Source organism: Halorubrum sp. Ib24 (assembly GCF_002252745.1).
In the GTDB taxonomy this organism is placed as follows: domain Archaea; phylum Halobacteriota; class Halobacteria; order Halobacteriales; family Haloferacaceae; genus Halorubrum.
On record NZ_NHOX01000011.1, the window covers coordinates 13,509 to 32,837 of the forward strand.

The 19,329-nt window shown below is 68.5% G+C and carries 20 protein-coding genes; 10 read left to right on the forward strand and 10 right to left on the reverse strand.

What is annotated here, in order from left to right; all coding sequences use genetic code 11:
* Nucleotides 1-2 precede the first annotated feature (2 nt).
* Complete coding sequence (locus tag DJ82_RS02475; RefSeq protein ID WP_094580985.1) at nucleotides 3-1,247, forward strand: MBL fold metallo-hydrolase; 1,245 nt, start codon at nucleotides 3-5, stop codon at nucleotides 1,245-1,247.
* Between the two features lie 6 nt (nucleotides 1,248-1,253).
* Here DJ82_RS02475 and DJ82_RS02480 read toward each other — a convergent pair whose 3' ends face one another.
* Nucleotides 1,254-2,120 (reverse strand): hypothetical protein, encoded by an 867-nt coding sequence (locus DJ82_RS02480; protein WP_094580986.1) that lies wholly within the window; start codon nucleotides 2,118-2,120, stop codon nucleotides 1,254-1,256.
* Entirely contained in the window at nucleotides 2,117-2,704 is a 588-nt protein-coding gene (locus tag DJ82_RS02485; RefSeq protein WP_094580990.1) for a transcriptional regulator, read from the reverse strand. Before DJ82_RS02485 ends, DJ82_RS02480 begins: the two co-directional genes overlap by 4 nt.
* A gap of 449 nt (nucleotides 2,705-3,153) precedes the next feature.
* On the opposite strand from DJ82_RS02485, the gene DJ82_RS15160 reads away from it, so the two are divergent.
* Both DJ82_RS15160 and DJ82_RS02495 read left to right on the forward strand, forming a co-directional pair.
* Nucleotides 3,154-3,900 carry a hypothetical protein gene (locus DJ82_RS15160; protein WP_241881380.1) on the forward strand — a complete coding sequence of 249 codons (747 nt, stop codon included), beginning with the start codon at nucleotides 3,154-3,156 and terminating at the stop codon, nucleotides 3,898-3,900.
* A gap of 27 nt (nucleotides 3,901-3,927) precedes the next feature.
* Nucleotides 3,928-4,578 carry a hypothetical protein gene (locus tag DJ82_RS02495; protein ID WP_094558633.1) on the forward strand — a complete coding sequence of 217 codons (651 nt, stop codon included), beginning with the start codon at nucleotides 3,928-3,930 and terminating at the stop codon, nucleotides 4,576-4,578.
* 132 nt (nucleotides 4,579-4,710) lie between these two features.
* Here the strand turns inward: DJ82_RS02495 and DJ82_RS02500 are convergent, their stop codons facing one another.
* Nucleotides 4,711-4,968 carry a hypothetical protein gene (locus tag DJ82_RS02500; RefSeq protein WP_094558632.1) on the reverse strand — a complete coding sequence of 86 codons (258 nt, stop codon included), beginning with the start codon at nucleotides 4,966-4,968 and terminating at the stop codon, nucleotides 4,711-4,713.
* Nucleotides 4,969-5,118: 150 nt separating this feature from the next.
* On the opposite strand from DJ82_RS02500, the gene DJ82_RS02505 reads away from it, so the two are divergent.
* The 4 genes from DJ82_RS02505 (at nucleotide 5,119) to DJ82_RS02520 (ending at nucleotide 8,297) form a co-directional block, all read left to right on the forward strand.
* Nucleotides 5,119-5,916, forward strand: a complete 798-nt coding sequence (locus DJ82_RS02505; protein ID WP_094525060.1) for an inositol monophosphatase — start codon at nucleotides 5,119-5,121, stop codon at nucleotides 5,914-5,916.
* Between the two features lie 337 nt (nucleotides 5,917-6,253).
* Nucleotides 6,254-6,784 carry a DUF5817 domain-containing protein gene (locus DJ82_RS02510; RefSeq protein WP_094525061.1) on the forward strand — a complete coding sequence of 177 codons (531 nt, stop codon included), beginning with the start codon at nucleotides 6,254-6,256 and terminating at the stop codon, nucleotides 6,782-6,784.
* A gap of 83 nt (nucleotides 6,785-6,867) precedes the next feature.
* Nucleotides 6,868-7,881, forward strand: a complete 1,014-nt coding sequence (locus DJ82_RS02515; RefSeq protein WP_094525062.1) for a PGF-CTERM sorting domain-containing protein — start codon at nucleotides 6,868-6,870, stop codon at nucleotides 7,879-7,881.
* Nucleotides 7,878-8,297 carry a hypothetical protein gene (locus tag DJ82_RS02520; RefSeq protein WP_094580987.1) on the forward strand — a complete coding sequence of 140 codons (420 nt, stop codon included), beginning with the start codon at nucleotides 7,878-7,880 and terminating at the stop codon, nucleotides 8,295-8,297. Before DJ82_RS02515 ends, DJ82_RS02520 begins: the two co-directional genes overlap by 4 nt.
* Before the next feature lie 49 nt (nucleotides 8,298-8,346).
* Here DJ82_RS02520 and DJ82_RS02525 read toward each other — a convergent pair whose 3' ends face one another.
* The gene (locus DJ82_RS02525) at nucleotides 8,347-8,718 is read right to left on the reverse strand and encodes a hypothetical protein (RefSeq protein ID WP_094525064.1); all 372 of its coding nucleotides are present in this window, start codon (nucleotides 8,716-8,718) and stop codon (nucleotides 8,347-8,349) included.
* Nucleotides 8,719-8,826: 108 nt separating this feature from the next.
* Nucleotides 8,827-9,669 (reverse strand): cytochrome B, encoded by an 843-nt coding sequence (locus DJ82_RS02530; protein WP_094558628.1) that lies wholly within the window; start codon nucleotides 9,667-9,669, stop codon nucleotides 8,827-8,829.
* A 254-nt stretch (nucleotides 9,670-9,923) separates the two neighbouring features.
* Here DJ82_RS02530 and ppc point away from each other — a divergent pair, with 254 nt between their 5' ends.
* The gene (gene ppc, locus DJ82_RS02535; RefSeq protein ID WP_094580988.1) at nucleotides 9,924-12,626 is read left to right on the forward strand and encodes a phosphoenolpyruvate carboxylase; all 2,703 of its coding nucleotides are present in this window, start codon (nucleotides 9,924-9,926) and stop codon (nucleotides 12,624-12,626) included.
* Nucleotides 12,627-12,923: 297 nt separating this feature from the next.
* Here the strand turns inward: ppc and DJ82_RS02540 are convergent, their stop codons facing one another.
* The 4 genes from DJ82_RS02540 to DJ82_RS02555 form a co-directional block, all read right to left on the reverse strand.
* Nucleotides 12,924-13,379, reverse strand: coding sequence for a 30S ribosomal protein S19e (locus DJ82_RS02540; protein ID WP_094580989.1), 456 nt, complete (start codon nucleotides 13,377-13,379; stop codon nucleotides 12,924-12,926).
* Between the two features lie 135 nt (nucleotides 13,380-13,514).
* A complete protein-coding gene (gene hmgB, locus DJ82_RS02545) occupies nucleotides 13,515-14,858 on the reverse strand; it encodes a hydroxymethylglutaryl-CoA synthase (RefSeq protein ID WP_094525095.1) in 1,344 nt (447 codons plus the stop codon).
* Between the two features lie 186 nt (nucleotides 14,859-15,044).
* On the reverse strand, nucleotides 15,045-16,337 hold the full coding sequence (locus tag DJ82_RS02550; RefSeq protein WP_094558625.1) for a hypothetical protein: 1,293 nt from the start codon (nucleotides 16,335-16,337) through the stop codon (nucleotides 15,045-15,047).
* An 82-nt stretch (nucleotides 16,338-16,419) separates the two neighbouring features.
* Nucleotides 16,420-16,614, reverse strand: a complete 195-nt coding sequence (locus DJ82_RS02555; protein ID WP_094525097.1) for a hypothetical protein — start codon at nucleotides 16,612-16,614, stop codon at nucleotides 16,420-16,422.
* A 187-nt stretch (nucleotides 16,615-16,801) separates the two neighbouring features.
* Between DJ82_RS02555 and DJ82_RS02560 the strand changes: the two genes are divergently transcribed.
* Nucleotides 16,802-17,527, forward strand: a complete 726-nt coding sequence (locus DJ82_RS02560; protein ID WP_094525098.1) for a nucleoside phosphorylase — start codon at nucleotides 16,802-16,804, stop codon at nucleotides 17,525-17,527.
* A 34-nt stretch (nucleotides 17,528-17,561) separates the two neighbouring features.
* On the opposite strand, the gene DJ82_RS02565 is transcribed toward DJ82_RS02560, so the two are convergent.
* Nucleotides 17,562-18,011, reverse strand: coding sequence for a UPF0179 family protein (locus DJ82_RS02565; protein WP_094525099.1), 450 nt, complete (start codon nucleotides 18,009-18,011; stop codon nucleotides 17,562-17,564).
* Nucleotides 18,012-18,142: 131 nt separating this feature from the next.
* On the opposite strand from DJ82_RS02565, the gene DJ82_RS02570 reads away from it, so the two are divergent.
* Nucleotides 18,143-19,168 carry a tRNA(Met) cytidine acetyltransferase TmcA domain-containing protein gene (locus tag DJ82_RS02570; protein WP_241881381.1) on the forward strand — a complete coding sequence of 342 codons (1,026 nt, stop codon included), beginning with the start codon at nucleotides 18,143-18,145 and terminating at the stop codon, nucleotides 19,166-19,168.
* Nucleotides 19,169-19,329: the final 161 nt, after the last annotated feature.

The window sequence follows — 19,329 nt, forward strand, 5'->3', positions numbered from 1 at the left end:
CGATGGAGGTCGAGTTCCTCGGCGGCGCCCGCGAGGTCGGTCGGAGCGCGGTCCTCGTCGACGACGCGCTGCTCCTCGACTACGGCCTGTTGACCGCGGACCCCCCGCAGTACCCGGTCCGCGACCCCGAGCCCGACGCGGTCGTCGTCTCGCACGGGCACCTCGACCACGCCGGCGCGGTGCCGGCCCTGCTGAAGGGCGACCGGCGGCCGGCGGTCCACTGGACGCCGCCGACCGCGGACCTGACGCGAACGCTCGCGCGCGACACGCTCAAACTCCACGGCAACAGCCCGCTGTGTCCCTTCTCCGAGGAGCACGTCGCGCGGGTCGGCGAGGTCGAGGAGCGACACGCCTACCGAGAGCCGTTCCCCGTCGAGGCGGGGGGGACGGAGTACGAGGTGACGCTGTTCGACGCGGGACACATCCCGGGGTCCGCGCACCTGGTCGTCGACGACGGCGACGATCGACTGCTGTACACCGGCGACTTCCACACCGACGACCAGCGGCTCGTGTCGGGGACGACGGCGCGGCCCGACGCCGACGCCGTGATCTGCGAGTCGACGTACGCGGACGTGACCCACGAGGACCGCCGCGCGGTGGAGGACCGCTGGGCCGAGAGCACGGAGACGACGATCTGGGAGGGCGGGACCGTCGTCGCGCCGGCGTTCGCGATCGGGCGGACGCAGGAGATCATGCTCGTCGCCGAGGCGAACGGCCTCACCCCCTACGTCGACGGGATGGGGGTCGAGGTGACGCGGCTCGTCCGGCGGTATCCCGAGTTCCTGCGCGACCCCGAGGCGCTCCGCCGCGCCAAGGGCGCCGCGCGCTTCGTCACCGGCCGCGACGGCCAGCGCGAGCGGATCGCCGCCGACAACGAGCTGATAATCACCACGTCGGGGATGCTCGCGGGCGGTCCGGTCCACTCGTACCTCCCGAAGATCCGGGGCAGCCCGGCGAACCTCGTGACGCTGACGGGGTATCAGGTCGAGGGGACGCCGGGCCGCGAGCTCCAGGAACACGGGCGGCTCGAGATAAACGGCCAGGTGCGTCCCGTCAGTGCCAGGGTGGAGTCGTACGACTTCTCCGCGCACGCCGATCGCGAGGGACTGGAGTCGTTCCTCGAGTCGTACCGCGGCGCGCGGGTGCTGGTGAACCACGGCGACCGCTGCGAGGCGTTCGCCGAGGACCTCGGCGCGGACGGGTTCGACGCGAGCGCGCCCGAGATCGGGGAGCGGGTGGAGCTGTAGAAGCGGTCAGTCGTCGCTTTCGTCGACGACGGACGTGTTCGACACGGTCGCGGCGTCCAGCGGAACGTCGGTGAAGCGGACGCCGCGCCCCGCTTCGGGGTCAGCGTGTTGCTCTCCGTTCCATCCCGGGTGGAAGAACGCGACCCCTCGATCGGGGAGTTCGACGGCCGCGATCCGCTCGTTCGAGACGCCGGGAAGCTGCGACTGCACCGGCTTCGAGGTGTTCAGGCGGTCGACCGTCACGGACCGTATCGGTCCCTCGGGGCCGCCCTCGCCCGGATTCGCCGCCGTGAGCCAGACGGTCGCCTCGACGGCCCCGTCCATTCCGTTCGTCTCGACGCGTACGTTCCCGACGCCCGCGTATCGGACTCCCGTCACCGTCGGTCCCGTCGGCACGCAGGTCACGGTGTGGGTGCGGTCCAGCGAGACGCCGACCCCGCCGCCGTTCGCGTCGACGTCGAACGCGAGCGGGACCGCCTCTCGCTCCGGACAGCGCAGCGTGACGTCGACCGCGGCGGCGCTCCCCCGCTCCAGCGACGAGGGCGGCTCGACCGACTCGATCGTCGCGTCCGTCGCTCCGGGGTCCGCGATCGAGACGTCGACGTCGAACTCGCCGAGGTCGCCGCCGAACCGGTTCCGGTACTCGACGACGGCCGCGGACTCGCCGTCGCGGACCTCGTCGGCGAGCGGCTCGTAGCCGAGGTACGCGCTCGCGTCGTCCGTCACGTTGACCGCGAGCCCGCGGTCGGCCTCCATCGCAGAGAACCCCACGGTACCGAACACCAGCCCGACGGCCGCCGCGAGTACGAGCACGAGGCTCAGCGTCCGGAGGGCGCTCGCGTCGGCCGTCGGCGTCCGGGCGGTCGCGCTCATGTGCCCTCGGAGAGCTCGGGCGGTTTCTCGGAGTTCCCGAGGCGCGCTCGGCGGCCGACGACGCGGTGGGCGGCGGCGGAGATCCCGAAGGCGGTGGCGGTGAACGCCCCCACGTCGATCGCGTCGAGCCCCGCGAACCCCGGCGTTCCGGTCGCGACGGCGGCGAGGAGCGAGACGGCGACGCCCGCGAGCCCGACGTAGTAGAGGCTCCACGGGATCTCCCGGCTGCGGAGGACCTCGACGTAGATGTCGAGTTCCTCCAGCTCGGGCGTCGGCTCGACGAGGTTCGCCTCCTCGTCGACCGTCACCACGTTCTTCTCCTCCAGCTTCGGGAGGTGCGTGCGCCGGAGCGTGCTGTACACGTTCCGGCGGTCCTCGTACCGGACCGCCTCCGGGTCGACGTCGCGCTCCCACGCGGTGACGTGCACGGAGAGCTCGGCGACGTCGATCGGCTCCTCCGCGCGCTTGAGCGCGTGGATGACGAAGCGGCGCCGCCTGTTCGACAGCACCTCGAAGACCTCGTCCTCGGACAGTTCACCTCCGTTTCGGCTCGATTCGTCCGTCGTGGCAGCGGTCGATGTCATCGATGTGAGCACCCTGGTTCCCCGCCGGCGGATCTCCCTCCTCGAACCGGCGATTTTCGCTTGTAACGTGTGCGAGATACTATCATAAATGAGTAGGATAGTTAACCTGTCAATGTCGTTTTTCTGTTAGGAGCAGGCGATGATCGGCGGTCAGACGGGGAGCACCTGAATCCGGTACGAACGCCCGACCGGATCTTCAGGGGACCGTTGAACAGCTAATCCACTCCCTGAAGCGAATTAGGGGCTCTTTATCGCTGTTTCGGGGCGACGCCGGACGGGCGACGAGGAGCGCCCGAAGCGCATCGAGCCGCGCGAGTCACGCAACGAGGAGTGGATGCAAACATGTCGAGAATATCATAACGAAGTACCACCACCCGTATGTGTTATCCAAGCACTCCCGGTCCGGACGCCCGGGCTGCGGGGGTGCGCCAACACAGGTGAGATACGACATGGAACGACGCAAATTCGTGATCGGTCTGGGTGCATTGGCTTCGGGAGCAGCGGCCGCGACGGGTACTGGGGCGTTTACCGCCGCGGAACTCGACGGTCGAGAAGCAAACATCGGTGTCGTCAACGACAGCAACGGCCTCATCGGACTACAGTCTGGAACCAGCGAATACGTCACCAACAGCGGTGGAAGCGGTAACGAGCTGATGATCGACTTCGATCCGGATGACGACGGAACCGGTATCAACCCTGACTCTACGTATCAGGTCGGTGGGCTCGGTGAGTTCGATTCCGGCAACGTTGACTACGTTCCCGGTGACCCGACCGCGAGCCCGTCTGTCGGCGACGTCGCCATCGATACGGACACCAGCATCGAAACTGAGCACGCGTTCAAGGTGATGAATCAGACGAACAGTACGAAACAGATCGAAGTCACCTATGACCCGAATTCATCATTCCCGTCCGGTGCTCGACTCTACTTGGTTGCGTACTACGAGGAAGGAGACGATGACGGTAATTCCTCGCAGGAAGAAGGACTCGTGGTCGGAGACGTAACGAACGGTGACAACCCGAAAGCGGCTAGTATCATATTCGCTGACCAGCAATACTCTGACCCCGTCGGAGCAGGAGACGAATTCTACGTCACAATTATTGTTGACGTGGATGAGGTCAGTTCCAGCACTGATCTCGGTGGTTCTCTCACCGTCCGCGCAGGGAGCCACGACGACTTCACCAACGCCGACTCATAAACCGGACTCCGACACAGGTACGTTATTATGAACCGACGCGACGTCGTGGTCGGACTGGGAGCGCTTGTCGGTACGGGAGCCACGGCTTCCGGCACCGGTGCGTTCGGTGCCGCAGAGGTCTCCCGGCGGGCGGAGATCGACGTCGTCGACGACAGCGACGGGTTAGTCGGATTGGTCGCGAACGAAGCGGTCGCGGGCGTCCGGATGAGCACCGGTGGCGAACTGACGGTCTCGATCGGTGACGGCGATCCCGGAGTGAACGTCAGTTCGGTGTACCAGTTCGGAGCGTTCGTTTCCGACGACGACATCGACGGTATCACGGGTGACACGTTCTCCGCGGTCACGGACGACGACCCCGCAGATATGAGCGACGGCCAGGACTCGCTCGAATCCGCGTTCGTCGTCGTGAATCAGTCCGCCGAGGACCTTTCCGTCGCGATCGACTTCGAGCTGAGAGACGACATCGACGGGAACACCGAGTACGCCTTCGAGCTACAGTCCTCGCAAGGCGGCGCCGGCGCACGGGAGGGTCTCGCGACGAGTCCGATCACCGGCCGGCTCACCGCCCAGCTGGCCACCGGCGAGTCGATCGGCGTCTCGTTCATCATCAATGCGCTGGACGGAACGACGGCGGACGAGATTTCCGGGAGCCTGAGCGTCTCGGCGACGGCCGTATAGCGGCCGTCCTCTTTATCGACGATCGAGAGAACCGTCCGACTGGTTCGCGGGTACGGAAAAGCGTCGAGTAACGACTCTCGGAGAGCGCGACCGAGGGAACAAGTGCGAGACCGACCGAAATCGAGGTGTCGCTTACTTCCCGCCGTCGGTGTACGCCCAGTCGTCGAGCACGCGCTCGGCGGTCGCGTCCGCCTCGGCCGGGGTGACCCGATTGCCGGCGACGACCTCGTCGGCGAGGTCGCAGGCGAGGTCGTACACGGCCGCGCCGTCGGCGCGCTCGGCGACGCGCTCGAACGTCGGCCGGTAGCCGGCGGCCGTCCGCTGTCCGGTCTCGTCGAGGGAGGCGTCGATCGCGTACTCGAGCTGACGGACCGCTTCTGCTGGTTCCATACACACGTGATCGCGTGCTTCGCACTTAAGTGTACTCGGATTCAGAATTGAGTTAATACTCTCGCGGCGACCGGGCCTCCGCGGCGGCGGAGCCGCGGGACCGGGGTCGTCGATCGACGTTTATAGGCGTCGTGGCGCCCCAGAGCGTTCATGACCGACGCAGACGAGCGGGCGGCCGTCGCCGAGCGCGCGGCCCGGGCGGGCGGCCGCGTGGCGCACGACCACTTCCGGAGCGACATCGCCGTCGAGAGCAAGGGCGAGGACGACGTGGTGACGGAGGCCGACCGGGCCGCCCAGCGCACCGTGATCGAGTCGATCCGCGACTCGTTCCCGGACGACGCGTTCGTCGGCGAAGAGGAGGACGAGCGCAAGACCGTCCCCGACGAGGGCGCGTCGTGGGTGATCGACCCCATCGACGGCACGCACAACTACGTCCGGGACATCCGGATGTGGGGCACCGCGGTCGCGGCCGTCGTCGACGGCGAGCCCGTCGCGGCCGCCACGGTCTGCCCCGCGCTCGGCGACGTGTACACCGCCGACGGCGACGGGGCGTACCGCAACGGCGACCCGATCGCGGTCAACGACGTCGCCGACCCGCACCGGGCCGCCGTCAGCCCGACGCTGTGGTGGGACCACGACGCGCGCGACGAGTACGCCGCCGCCTGCGAGGCGATCGTCCGGCGGTTCGCCGACATGCGCCGGTTCGGCGCCGCGCAGGTCGTCCTCCCCACCGTCGCCGCGGGCGGGCTGGAAGGCGTCGTCTCGAACCTGCGGGCGAACCCCTGGGACTCGGTCGGCGGGGTCTTCATGATCCGACAGGCCGGCGGGCGCGTCACCGACCTGGAGGGGAACCGCTGGCGACACGACTCGACGGGGCTCGTCGCCTCGAACGGGAGCCTCCACGACGAGGTGCTCGCCGCCGCGCGCGAGATCGAGGATTTGGACTGAGGCCGGTTGCTTATAAATAATCGAAGCGGTGGCGCGCGCCTCCGAGCGGGCCGATGGCCCGCGAGGAGCGCGTGCGAGGGAGTCGGACCGGCGCGACCGCGCCGGTCCGGCGAGGCTGGGGAGGCGTGAGGCTGCGGTGCGGGGTGGGACTCAAAGGGGCAGCCGGGAGGGCGAAGCACGGCGACGGAAGCACCGCAGGAACGAGCGCAGCGAGTGACGAGGAGCGCACCGAGCCGCGCGAACCCTCCCGGCTGGGGCTTTGGAGGTGTTCACCGGTGATCCAGTATCGATCACGTACAGCCGAGGGTTCAAATCCGACGCCGCCGAACGCCGCGACATGTACGCGGTCGTCGGCTGCAACGAGTGCGCGGCCATGTGGCTCCTCTCTGACCCCCGGACCAGCGACAGCGCGACCTGCCCGCGCTGCGGGAAGACGCACCGGACGGCGAAGCTCAAGCGGTTCTTCGAGTCTGAGGACCGGGCGGCGGCCCGCGAGGCCCGGGCCGCCCTGCTCGCGAAGAAGCGGGACGAGAGCGCGGCGTTCGCCGAGATCGACCACGTCTCGGAGCTCGAACGCGCCGTCGACGACGCCGGGGTCGGCGACCGGGAGTACCTCGAGGCGAGCGGGATCGACGCCGACGCCGTCGACGAGGCCGGCGCCCGCGCCGAGGGCGGCGGGTCGAGTTCGCGGACGCGGACCGAACTCGTCCGCGACGCGGTCGAGGCCGCCGCGGAGCCGACCGAGGAGAACGTCGTCGCGCACGCGAGCGAGCGCGGCGTCCCCGCCGAGACGGCCCGCGAGATCCTGACGAGGCTGACCCGACGGGGAGAGCTCTCCGAGTCGCGGGGCCGGTACAGGGTGGTGTGAACCGGCCGCGGCGGCGGTCGGCGACGCGGTCGAGCGGTCCGAACTCGACAAAGCACTTATATCGCCGGTTTGACGTTCGGCGTATGGACACGCGAACTGCCCTCCTGGCGGCCGCGGCCGCGGTGCTCGTCGTGAGCGCGGTCGGGGTCGTCGCCGCGCCGGACGCCCTCGACGATCCCCGCGAGGAGAACGAGCGCCCCGGCGACGTCCGTATCGCCGGCATCGTCGTGTCGCCGGGCGAGGTGCGCGGCGAGACGGCCGAACTCCGGCTCGGCGTCGACCTCCGGCACCGGGGGCCGGCCGTCGAGAACGTCACCGTGCGCCACCGCGCGATCGGCGCCGACTCGGGACTGCTCGTCGACGAGACGACGGTCGACGTCGGCGAGGTCGACGGCGGCGGCGAGCGGACGATCAACGGCTCCGTCGACGTGGAGCGCGCGGGCGGCTACCGGATCGAGACCGCCGTGTTCGCCGACGGCGAGCGCGTCGAGACGCGGACGACCCGCGTCGGCGGCGTGGCCGCGCTCACGCCCGACTACGCCGACACGCGGGTCGGATTCACCGACGGGAACGTCTGGCCGACGGTCGCGGTGAGCGTGCGCGAGGCGGACAACGCCACCGCGACGCTGTCGGTCTCGGTCTCGGTGACCAACCGCGGCGACGCGGCCTCCGACCCCCTCGATCTCCGGCTGTTGATGCGGCAGGCCGAGTCGAACGTGATCGCCGACGAGGCCCGGGAGACCGTCGGGTCGGTCCGGCCCGGCAGGACCGAAACGGTGACGACCACCGTCGAGGTGCCCGCGAACTACAACTACTACGTCGACGCCGCGCTGTGGAGCGACGACGTCCTCATCGACGAGACGCAGGGCGTCGCCAACCTGAACCCGCGAGAGACGATCGACGCCGACGAGAGCGTCGAGGAGGTGGAGTTCTCGGTGGAGGACTTCGCGGACGGCGGTGCGGGCGGCGACGACGGCGCCGACGGTGAGCGGCCCCGCGACGACGGGAGCACCGACGACGGCACGCCGGGCTTCGGCCCGGTCGCCGCGCTCGCCGCGCTCCTCGCGGCGGCGCTGTACGCCCGGAGGCGACCATGACCGACGACGAGCGCCCCGGCCCGGCGGAGGGCGAACGGACGACCGAATTCGACGACGACCGACCCGCGACCGACCGCGACGACGACCGACCCGCGACTCAACCCATGACCGACACCGACGACGACACGACCGAACCGGGCGAACCGATCGCGGCAGCCGGATCGAGCGACGAGGGGATCGGGCGGCTTCCGACCGAGCGCCTCCGCGGGATCCTCGACCGCGTCGGCCTCGCGGCGCTCGTGCTCCTGGCGCTGATCGCCGGGTGGGGCTTCTACAGCCAGACGGGCGTCGCGATCCGGACGTGGCTCGATTCGGCCTACCAGCCGATCGCGCTGGCGGCGTTCAACCTCGCGATAGTCCTGATCGCGCTCGCCGGCGTGGCCCACCAGCTCTCGCGCATCCGGGCGAACGAGTAGTCGAGACGTCGGGCGGTCCCGGCTCGACGGGTCACGGGCCCGTCGCGCCCTACTCCTCCGGCAGGTCGTCCGTGCTGGCGGGGATCCGCTCCACCTGCCCCGCGAGCGTCGCCGCGTCGCCGGCGACAGTGGAGGCCTCGACGCCGGCCTCGTTCGCGACCAGTCGCACGTGCGCCGCGAGCAGCGCGAGCGCGCGGAGCCCCTCGCCCTCGGGGCCGTCGTCGGCCCGCTGCGCGAACGTCGTGTCGACCTCGCCGTCGCGGACGACGCCGACGTGAACCGCCTCGACGTCGTCGCCGTCGAGGAGCGCGCGGGCGCGGTCGAGTTCGGCGGCGAACGCGTCGCCGCCGGCGGTCTCGTCGCCGGCGGACGCGCCGTCGCCGGACGGGGTCCCGTCAGCGGGCGTCGTGTCGTCGCTCATGGAGGGACGTACGCGGAGCCGAGGCAAAAGCGCGGCGTTCGCGCACCCGTGAGCGCTGCCGAACGGGAGCGTCGAAGCGCGAAAAGCGGCGGCGCGCGGGGTGAGGCGTTACTCGTCGGGGCGCGGACGGGCGATGAACAGCGCCTCCTCGAGCGTGAACGGGTCGTACACCGACTGGTGGCAGACGCAGTAGGTCCCGTTCTCGGCGTCGTACCGGGCGGACTCCTCTAACACCTTGTAGTCGGGAATACAGCAGAAGTGCGTGCAGACGTTGAGGTACGCGATGAACCCCTGGTCGGTGGAGGCCTCGAGCCACTCGTCGTCGGAGTTCGCGACGGCCTCTTCGATCCGCGGCGAGCGGATGACGATCGCGTTCAGGTTCGTCTCGGCGTCCTCGGACCGCCACGTGACCGAGGCCGGCTTCCCGACGCCGTCGTCGCCGATCCCGTTGCCCCACGTGTCGTAGTTTCCGAAGTCGTCGACGTGGATCTTATCGCCGGCCTCGTACGTCTCGTCCTGCCAGTCGTACTTCCCGGGGGCGGCGCGGAACAGGTTGTCCGACTCGAAGTCGGGCGCGATGTTCTCCTGGGACTCGACGCCGCAGTACTGGAACCACTCGCCGGAGTACGTCTTCCCGCCGAGGTCCTGCTGTGCGACCTGGATCTCCTGTCCCTCCTGCGTGACCGTCGTCGTCTCGGGCCAGATGCCCTCGATGTATCCGTCGTCGGTCACCTGCAGGGGAATCTGCGGGAGCCCGCGCGGCGCCGGACCGCCGGTCTTCGCGATCGTCGTCGCGACCGTCGAACCGCCGCCGACCCCACCGGCGGTGGTCAGCGTGTTCACGGTCGCCGACCCCATCGCCCCGACGCCCGCGAGGGCCGCGCCCCCGACGACGCCCTTGACGAAGCGCCGCCGGCCGGACTCGGCCGGATACTTGTCGGACTTACTCATACGCGAGGTTCGGGATGGATCGGTAAAAAGGGTGACGAACCGGCCACCGAAGCGGCGGATCGGTCGGACCGACCCGAAGCGGCTCGTCCGGCCGAGCGGAATCGACCGATCCGAACCGATCCGCTCCCCCGAGTGTCGCGACGGACGACCGCTCGCCCGATCGGCGCACGATCGATCGGGATATTCACTCGGAGCCGAGGCAAACATTCGTTCAGACATCGCCTTTAACCCGCGGCGACGGGTGTAACTGTGGTATGGAGTTGCACAATCGAGACGTACGGACGGACGTCCGGGAGCTCGGCGCGCTCGTGGGGGACGTCCTCTCCGCACAGGCCTCCACGGAAGCGTACGAGACGGTGGAAGACCTCCGGAACGCGTCGATCCGATACCGCCGCGGCGACGCGGAGAGCCGGGCCGGGCTCCACGAGTCAGTCGACGGGCTCTCGTCGAACCGCGAGGAGATCGTCGCCCGCGCGTTCACCACCTACTTCGAACTGATCAACCTCGCCGAGGAGCGCGAGCGCGTCCGCGCCATTCGGAACGCCGACGACGAGGGCGCCCTCCACGACTCCTTCGAGGCCACCGTCGAGGAGTTCGCGGAGCAGGGAGTCGAACCCGAGGAGCTACGCGAGCTGCTGGAGGACGTGCTCATCGAGCCCACCTTCACCGCCCACCCGACCGAGGCCCGCCGGGCGACGGTGAAGGCGAAGCTCCGGTCGATCGCTAACCACCTTGAGGAGCTCGACGAGCGCAACCTCACCGAGCGTGAGCGAAACGCGATCTGGCGCGACGTCACCGCCGAGGTGACGAGCCTCTGGGGCACCCGACAGGTTCGCCAGCGCCGCCCGGAGCCCGAAGACGAGGCCCGAAACGTCGGCTGGTACCTGGAGAACACCCTCTTCGATGTCGTCGGCGACGCCGACGAGGAGTTCGAGGAAACCATTTCGAGCGAGTACGACGACATCGACTGTCCGAAGCTCTTCGAGTTCCGCTCGTGGGCGGGGTCGGACCGCGACGGCAACCCCTTCGTGACGCCCGAGGTCACCGACGAGACGCTCGAACGGCAGCGGTCGGTCGCCATCGAAAAGTACCGTGACCGGTGTAAGCGGCTCTCCGCCGTGTTGAGCCAAGACGGCGAACGGTACGCGATCGACGACCGGCTCACGGAGTCGCTCGCGGCCGACGCCGAGCGCTTCCCGACCGTCGTCGAGGAGGCCCGCGAGCGCTACCCCGACGAGCCGTACCGCCAGAAGCTCCGCCTGATGCGCGAGCGACTCGACCGCGTCGACGACGTGCGCCCCGGTGAGTACCCCGACGGCGACGCGTTCCTCGCCGACCTCGACGTCATCGCCGAGTCGCTCCGGGCCGACGGGCAGGACGCGGTCCGCGAGTCGTTCGTCGAGCCGCTCCGCCGACAGGTGGACACGTTCGGCTTCACGCTCGCCTCGCTCGACCTCCGCGACCACCGCGAGAACCACACCGAGGCCGTCGCCGAGGCGGTCGCCAGCGAGGGCGTCGACTACCGCGGGATGGACGAGGACGCGCGAGAGGAGTTCCTCACCGAAGCGATCCTCCAGGACGACCCCGTCGTCGACACCGACGAACCGGGCGACATCTCCGACACGACGGAGCGCGTGCTGGAGCGGTTCAGCGAGCTCGCCGAGTGGCAAGACGAGTACGGCCAGCAGGCGATCGACACCTACTGCATCTCGATGACGGAGGAGCCGAGCCACGTGCTGGAGGTCCTGTTCTTGGCCGACCAGGTCGGCGCCGTCTCGCTGCCGGACCACTGCGGGCTCGACGTCGTCCCACTGTTGGAGACCGAGTCCGCGCTCAACGGCGCCGAGCGCATCCTCGGGGCGCTGTTCGACAACGAGGCGTACGCGACCGCGCTGGAGGTCCGCGGGGACCTGCAGGAGGTGATGCTCGGCTACTCCGACTCCAACAAGGAGAACGGGTTCCTCGCCGCGAACTGGGACCTCTACGAGAACCAGCGCCGGATCGCGCGGTTCTGCCGCGAGGAGGACGTCACGCTCCGGCTGTTCCACGGGCGGGGCGGCTCCATCTCCCGCGGCGGCGGCCCGATGAACGAGGCGCTACTCGCGCTGCCGAACGAGACCGTCACCGGACAGGTGAAGTTCACCGAGCAGGGCGAGGCGATCGCCGAGAAGTACGCCAACCCGCGGATCGCCGAGCGCGAGCTCGAGCAGATGCTCGACGCGCAGATCCGCGCCCGCCACGAGGCCAACGAGGAGCCCACGGAGGACGTCCCCGAGGCGTGGGTCGACGCGATGGAGACGATGGCGCCCGCGGCCCGCGAGACGTACCGCGACCTGCTGAACACCGACGGGTTCGTCTCCTACTTCGGACAGGCGACCCCCATCTCCGTCGTCGAGGACCTCAACCTCGGCTCGCGGCCCGCCTCTCGCTCCGGCGAACGCACCGTCGAAGACCTGCGCGCCATTCCGTGGGTGTTCTCGTGGACGCAGACGCGGCTCATCCTCCCCGGCTGGTACTCGCTCGCCTCCGGCATCGACGCTTACCTCGACGAGGTCGGCGAGGAGGCGGGGCTCGAAACGCTGCGCGAGATGTACGAGGAGTGGCCGTTCTTCCGCACGACCCTCGACAACGCCGGCCTCGCGCTCGCCCGCACGGAGCCGGAGATCGCCGCCGAGTACGCCGACCTCGCCGACGACGAGCTCCGCGAGCGCTTCTTCCCCGAGCTCATCGGCGAGTACGAGCGCGGGCGCGAGCTCGTCTTGGCGATCAGCGGTCGCGACCAGCTCCTCCGCCGCGAGTGGCTCGAGGAGAGCCTCGACCGTCGGAACCCCTACGTCGACCCGCTGAACCTGCTGCAGGCGAACCTGCTCGGACGGACCCACCGGACGGAGGAAGAGGAGCGCACCCTCCGGCTCACCGTCAACGGTATCGCCGCCGGGATGAAGAACACGGGATAGCGCGTCGTCGACTCGCCGACGGGCCGTCTACTCTTTTCCGCCGTTCAGACCGATAGCCGCCGCTTCGACGAACCGGTCGCGATGACGTCGAGGGGGTAGCTCCAATGACGATTAGAGATTTCGTATAGCGTTATTCAATATATTGCTTCGGATACGGGGCAAACCGCATCGAGCATCAACACGCGGTAGGCGGCGCTCTCCGGCCTGATATCGGGATCTGAACCAGAACGAGGAGCTGAACGAGTATCGCGAGCCGTCGCTCGGCGGGGCGAACGGAGCGAAAAGGCGAATCGCTATCTACGCGTAGCGCTCGAGTTCCGGGCGGTCGAGGTCCTCGAAGACCTCTGCGGCGACTTCGGAGAGGAACGCTTCGCCCTCGTCGGAGACGCGGCGGCCCTCGCCGGCGGCGGTCGTGACGAGCCCCTCCTCTTCGAGGGCCTGCAGCGACGCGCGGATCAGCTTGCGGGAGCCGGAGGAGTGGCGGCCCGGTCGAACGATGTACCGGTTCGAACCGCGTTTCTTCGAGCCGTACTCGGTGGCGAGCCGCTCGATGCCGATCGGCTCGTTCTGGGCGACCTTCCGGAGGAGGCTCGCGGAGCGCACGTACCAGAAGTCCTCCTGCTCCGGCGGGAGCTCCTTGCCCGAACCGCTCTTGGCGAACTCGACCCACTCGGGCTCGTCGATCCGGTCCTCGAGTCGCGCGGCGACCTCCTCGATGAGGGCGTCGGCCGGCACGTCGTAGATGGTTACCATTGAGTACCGATTCACCCTAGCGTCGTTTAAAACCATCGTATCGGGAGAGCCCCGTGGTAGCCGTTTTCACGGGGTTGCGGCCCTCTACCGGGTCCTCGGCCGACGGGACCGAAGGCGGGCCGCGGCCGGGACGCGCTACTCGACGTACTCGTACTTGCGCTCGTTCATCCGACCCCAACCGGTGAAGACGAACTCCCCGTCCGGCTGGGTGAACTCCTCGATCTCGCGTTCCACGTCCATGTCGTACTCGTGGACGTCGTGGACGTCCTCGTACTCGTCCCACGTGAGGTCGTAGCGGGCCGCGAGCTGATCGTCGATGTCGAGGCCCTCGATCTCCGCGCGCCACCCCTCTCGGACCGTCTCCGCGTGGATCTCCGCCTGCGCGCCGGAGCCGTATGAGGCGACGAGCAGCGTCTCGTCCACGAACGAGCGGTCGAGCGCCAGGGCGTCGCGCAGCGCGCTGACGCGGGCGATGTGGACCGAGCTCGTGTACCAGTTCCCGACCTCCCGAGAGAGGCCCAGCGTGGGCTCCACGACGGTGTCGTACCACGTCTGGTACTGCTCCGTCGTCTTCAGGTCGTCCATGTAGTCCCTGATGGCCCCCTCGTACGCCTCGCGGTCCGCGAAGTCGTCCTCGCGGGGTTGGCGGCCGATCTCCGCGGCGAGCTCGTCCTCGTACTCGGTGTCGCGGATGACGTGCCGGTACGCGAGCAGGGCCGCCTTCCGGACCATGCCCGGGAACGGCGTGTGGAACGGGGCGTACGCGAAGTCGTCGAGCTCGATGTCGTCGGTGACGGACTCGTAATCCTCGAGCGCCTCCCGCATCCGGGCGAGATACACCTGCACGGAGCGTTTCCCGTCGACGCTGGGGAACTGCTGGTTCGGCTTCAGGAAGTCCGTCTCGTCTTTCGAGCCGTACCCCTGGTCGGTCGAGAGCGCGACGATGGAGGGGTCCTCGTCGATCAGCATCGCGACGGCGCCGGCCCCCTGCGTCGCCTCGCCGGGGTCGCCCCGGGCGTACAGCGCGGTGTCCGTCGTTATGACGAGCGCGGGCCGATTGCGGTTCCGCCCGGCGCGGATCCAGTTGTACGCGTCGTCTATCGCCTGCGTCCCCGCCAGACAGGCGAACTTACGCTCGCCCTTGTTGGCGTGAGTGAAGTCGCCGTCGTACACCTGCTCCAGACAGCCCGCGATGTACGTCGACACCGGCTTCGAGTGGTCGAACGCCGACTCCGTGGCGACATCGATCCGGCCGACGTCTTCGGGCTCTAGCCCCTTGCGGTCCATCAGCCCCTTCGCGGCGTTCGCGCCCATCGTGACGATGTCCTCGTAGACATCCGGGAACGAGGAGTTGTTGAGCCCGAGCCCCTTCGTGTACTTCTCCGGGTCGTCGCCCTTCTGCGGCGCGAACGTGCCGGGCAAGTCGAGCTTGAGCTTTCCGGTCCAGATCTCGACGGCGTCGATGCCGACTTCGGTCATACACGGTCGTTCATTGGGCCGGCATTTGGGTTTGTCGATGGGTGTTTACGTCGATTGTGGAACCCACTCCGATTTTACCGGTGTTGTACTGAGATTTTTATTTGTATCTGACGATTCTTCTGTTGTGTAATATAATAAACAATCAGCTGTTAGGTTATTTCACTAATTCTTGTACGCGAGGCGGGCCTAGCCACCGCCACCGCCACTATCGGAGAACGTGTCAGTGGCACTCCCCCCGTCGCTTCGGCTGAACGTAACACTATATTCACCTTTGTCGCCATTAGAGTAGGCTACGCTGGTAACTTCCAATTGAATTTGCTCACCTGGAGAAATATCTTGATTAGCAGTGTATCTGACCACTGCAGCGTTAGTATTCTTTGTCGTAAATTGAACACTTCCTTTATTTTCTGATCCTCCAACCAAGTTGACACTAGAGGAACCGTAATTAAAGTCGCCTTGTTGTGCAGCACTCAGATCGATAGTAACGGATTCACCACTTGAGAGAGTACTGTTTACTGTGAATGTCAGATTTTGATCACCCGACCCGTTGTTTTTCGGCAGATCAAAGGCTTCTACAGCCGTAAAGCCTTGAGGTTGAGCAGATCCACCACCGTCGCCACCGTCAGCTCCACCATTGCCTCCCCCGGCATCGTCGGAATTCTGAGTCGGTTCTTCCGGAGCTTCCCCCACACCAACCGTATCCACGGTCAGGTTCTCGGCGGTCGTATTGAGCGTCAGATTGTAAACGTCGTCCTCATTCGCGTCGTCAGTAATCCCGCCATAGACCTCGCTATCGGTCGGGAGATCGGTCTTGGTCTCCCAGTCGTTCTCACTCAACCGCGTCGGAAGAGTCACCGTGAGGTTACCGTCGGGAAGCGTCTCGGTAACGTTCTCTGCCGGGCGAAATTCGAGCGTCACCCGACCGGTCCCGCTCCGGCGGAACTCGTTCTGGAGGGCCACGACCTGTACCCCTCCTTCGGAATCGACGAGTTCCTGATCTTCGATCACCGCGATTCCGCCTCCCTCGTCGCGGGCGTCGACGTAGAGCACGGAAGCGTCGTACCACGTCGGCGACTGGTCGATCTCGTTGTAGCCCGGCCGGTACTGGAGGAACCTCGTCGGGACGGTCTCGATCACCGTACCGTTGGACTCGTACGCGATTGTAATCGGATACGACTGGGTCGTCCGTATCGACCCGGCCGGTGATGGTGGATTGATCGCGAATATGCGGGTGGGATAGGTCGTACCCAGCCGAACCGTCTGATACTGCGGCCGATCGGTACTCCCTGCCTGCAGAATCCCCGCCCTCAGCTCGACGAGGTCGTTCCGAACCTCCTCGAAGTGCTGGAACTCGACCTGTCCGTTCTGCTGCGGGACCACCTGCACCTGATACAGCGAGAGCGCTAAGATCAGGAACCCGAACAGGATCACGGTCCCGATCACGACCGACTGGCCCCGACGGTCGCGACTGAAGCGCATTACGAGATATCGAATCCGGACGCGTATAAAAGCCTCCGCCCGGCGTCTCAGTTGCGATAACCGCCGCCGCGACGTGGGTGACTCAGTCCTCGCCTGCCCCGCGCCGCTCGGTGAACCACGCCGAGGCGGCGGCCACGACGCTCGCGAAGCCGCCGACCAGCACGGCCTGCGTCCAGTTGGCCCCGAGGAGGAACCCCGTGACCAGCGTGACGAGCGCGAAGGCGATCACGACGGCGACGATCGTCGAACCGGTGGCGTCGGTGGCCGAATCGGTCATACCCGGATCTGCCGCGGCCGAGCGATAAACCGGCCGATCGCCCGAGCGTGGCGGGTCGGTCGAGACGCGTAGAACGAGGGCTCCGGGTGCGTGATAAATATCATGTCGCGATATCAAATCGGCTTCGCGGCGCGAACCCCGCCGCCCGACCGGTCCGTTTTTGCGCGCGGCGCGTGGACCCGCTCGCATGGCGAAACAGCCGCACCTGCTGGTCGAGGAGGGCGACGTCCACGAGATCGCGATCATCCCGGGCGACCCGGGCCGCGTCGACCGGATCGCCGACCTGTGCGACGACAGCGAGCTCGTCGCGCAGAACCGCGAGTACAAGATCGTCAACGCGAGCTACGAGGGGACCGACCTCACGATCTGCTCGACCGGGATCGGCTGCCCGTCGGCCGCGATCGCCGTCGAGGAGCTCTCGCGCGTCGGCGTCGAGACGTTCCTCCGCTGTGGCACCTGCGGCGCCCTGCAGGCCGACATGGAGGTCGGCGACATGGTGGTCGCGACCGGAGCGGCCAAAGAGGAGGGGACGAGCAAGCGCTACGAGTCGGCGAACTACCCCGCCGTCCCGGACTACGACGCGCTGCGCGAGCTCGTCGACGCCGCCGAAGACAACGGCGAGGACGTCCACGTCGGCCCGATCGTCTCCGACGACGCCTTCTACAACGAGAGCGACGAGTACGTCGACGACTGGAACGACGCGAACCTGCTCGCGATCGAGATGGAGGCCGCGACCGTCTTCTCGCTGGCGCGCCGCAAGGGGCTGCGGGCCGGCGCGATCTGCACCGTCGACGGCAACCTCGTCGCCGGCAGCCAGAAGGGCGCGGACTCGGACGACGAGCTCCCGGAGAAGGCCAAGGACAACGTCGAGCGCGCGATCCTGATCACCCTGAACGCGGTCACCGCGCTGTAAGAGGGCCGCGCATCTGGGGCCGCGGACGCCGCGATTACTCGTCTTCCGCCCGGAACTCCACCAGCGTCAGGTCCCGGTCGAGCGCGCAGGTGTCGTGCGGCGGCTCGCCGAGCACCTGATCGATCACGCGCTCGTCGTCGAAGTCCGCGCCGTCGGGGACGCAGTACCCGTGGCTCGGGCACTCGGTGTGGGGGCACGGCCCGGCGAGCGAGACGCGACTGCCGGCGTACGCCTGTTTCGACGGGACGTTCGCGGGGACCGGGGCGGGCTCGACCTCGACCGCCCGGACGCCGGTGTCGTGGACGGCGCAGTCGAGCGTCTGCGCGTTCTCGCGGATCCCCGTCACGCGGTACCGGGTGCCCTCGGAGAGGTTGAGACACTGGCTCCGGTACGGGCAGCCCTCGCAGGCGGGCGACTCCCCCTCGTAGACGAACTCGCGTCCCGTGTCCGCGAGTCGCGTTCCGATGAGCGTGACCGTGGTCATGGTCGACACGAGGCCCCGCGACGCCGTAAGCCTCCCGCCTCGCCGGGGACGTCGGTGGTTCCGGGCCACCGCGTCCGGGCGGACCGGAGGGCAAGACACATCCCCGGCCCCCGGCAACGACGACCGAACGAATGATCGCGGGGCTCGCGCGGGACGCGAAACGGGAGGCCGAGGCGGCGAACGAGCGGCGGGTCCTCGCGCTCGCCGGCGACCGCGATCGCGGGATCGACGCGGCCTACACCGCGATCGAGGCGATCGGCGGCGAGCGCAACGGCGCGGCGACCGCCGTCGTCTCGACCCGCGAGGGGTTCCGGTTCGAGGAGCACCGCCCGCGGAACGCTGACGAACTGCTCGGAGGCACCCGCGAGGTCGTCGTCCTCGACTGCCACGAGCGGTTCGTCCCGAACGCGCTCGGCCGGTGCGTCGGCGCGGTCGACGGCGGCGGACTCCTGATCCTCCTGACGCCGACGCTCGACGACTCGCCCGGGATCCGCGACCGCTTCGACGAGTCGCTGGCGGTCCCGCCGTACGGCGTCGACGACGTGACGGGGCGGTTCCGCGAGCGGTTCGTCGGGACCTTGCGCGCGCATCCGGGGATCGCCGTCGTCTCGCTCGGCGCCGACGGGCCCGAGGGGGACGTCCTCGATCGCGACGGGCTGACTGGCGGGGCCGCGGTCGCGGAAGGAGCGAGGGCGGGATCCGAACCGGGCGCCGGACCGACCGTCCCGCCGAACGCGACGTTCCCCGCCGCGGCGTACGAGGCGTGTCTCACGGTCGATCAGGCTCGGGCGGTGAGGGCGTTCGAGTCGCTCGCGACTCCGGGCAACGCGGTCGTCGTCGAGGCCGACCGCGGGCGGGGGAAGTCGAGCGCGGCGGGGCTCGCGGCAGGCGCGCTCGCCATCGCCGGCGCCGACGTGCTGGTCACGGCGCCGGCGGTTCGCAACGCGGCGGAGGTGTTCGTGGCGGCGGGGGAAGCTGATCGGGGGAAGGAACGCCGCGGCGGCGAGGCCGGCGCCGCGGACGGACGCCCCGCCGTCGAGACGCGGAGGCGGCGGGGCGGTGCGGTACTGGCGGCCGCCGAGGCAGCGGAGCTCCCACGGCGATCCGGACGTCGCGATCGTCGACCGAGGCGGGCGGCCTCCCGGTGCGGCTGCTGAGGGTTGCCTGACGAGCGGGTCGCCGTCGCGTTTCTGCCACGAACGGTCCCACGGCTACAGAGGGAGGCCGGGAGGGGGTTGCGCGATCCGTTCCGCGAGTGACTGCTCGATAGCCCCCCTCACCAGCGGATCGCGGGACGTCCCCTCGACGAGCGATCCGT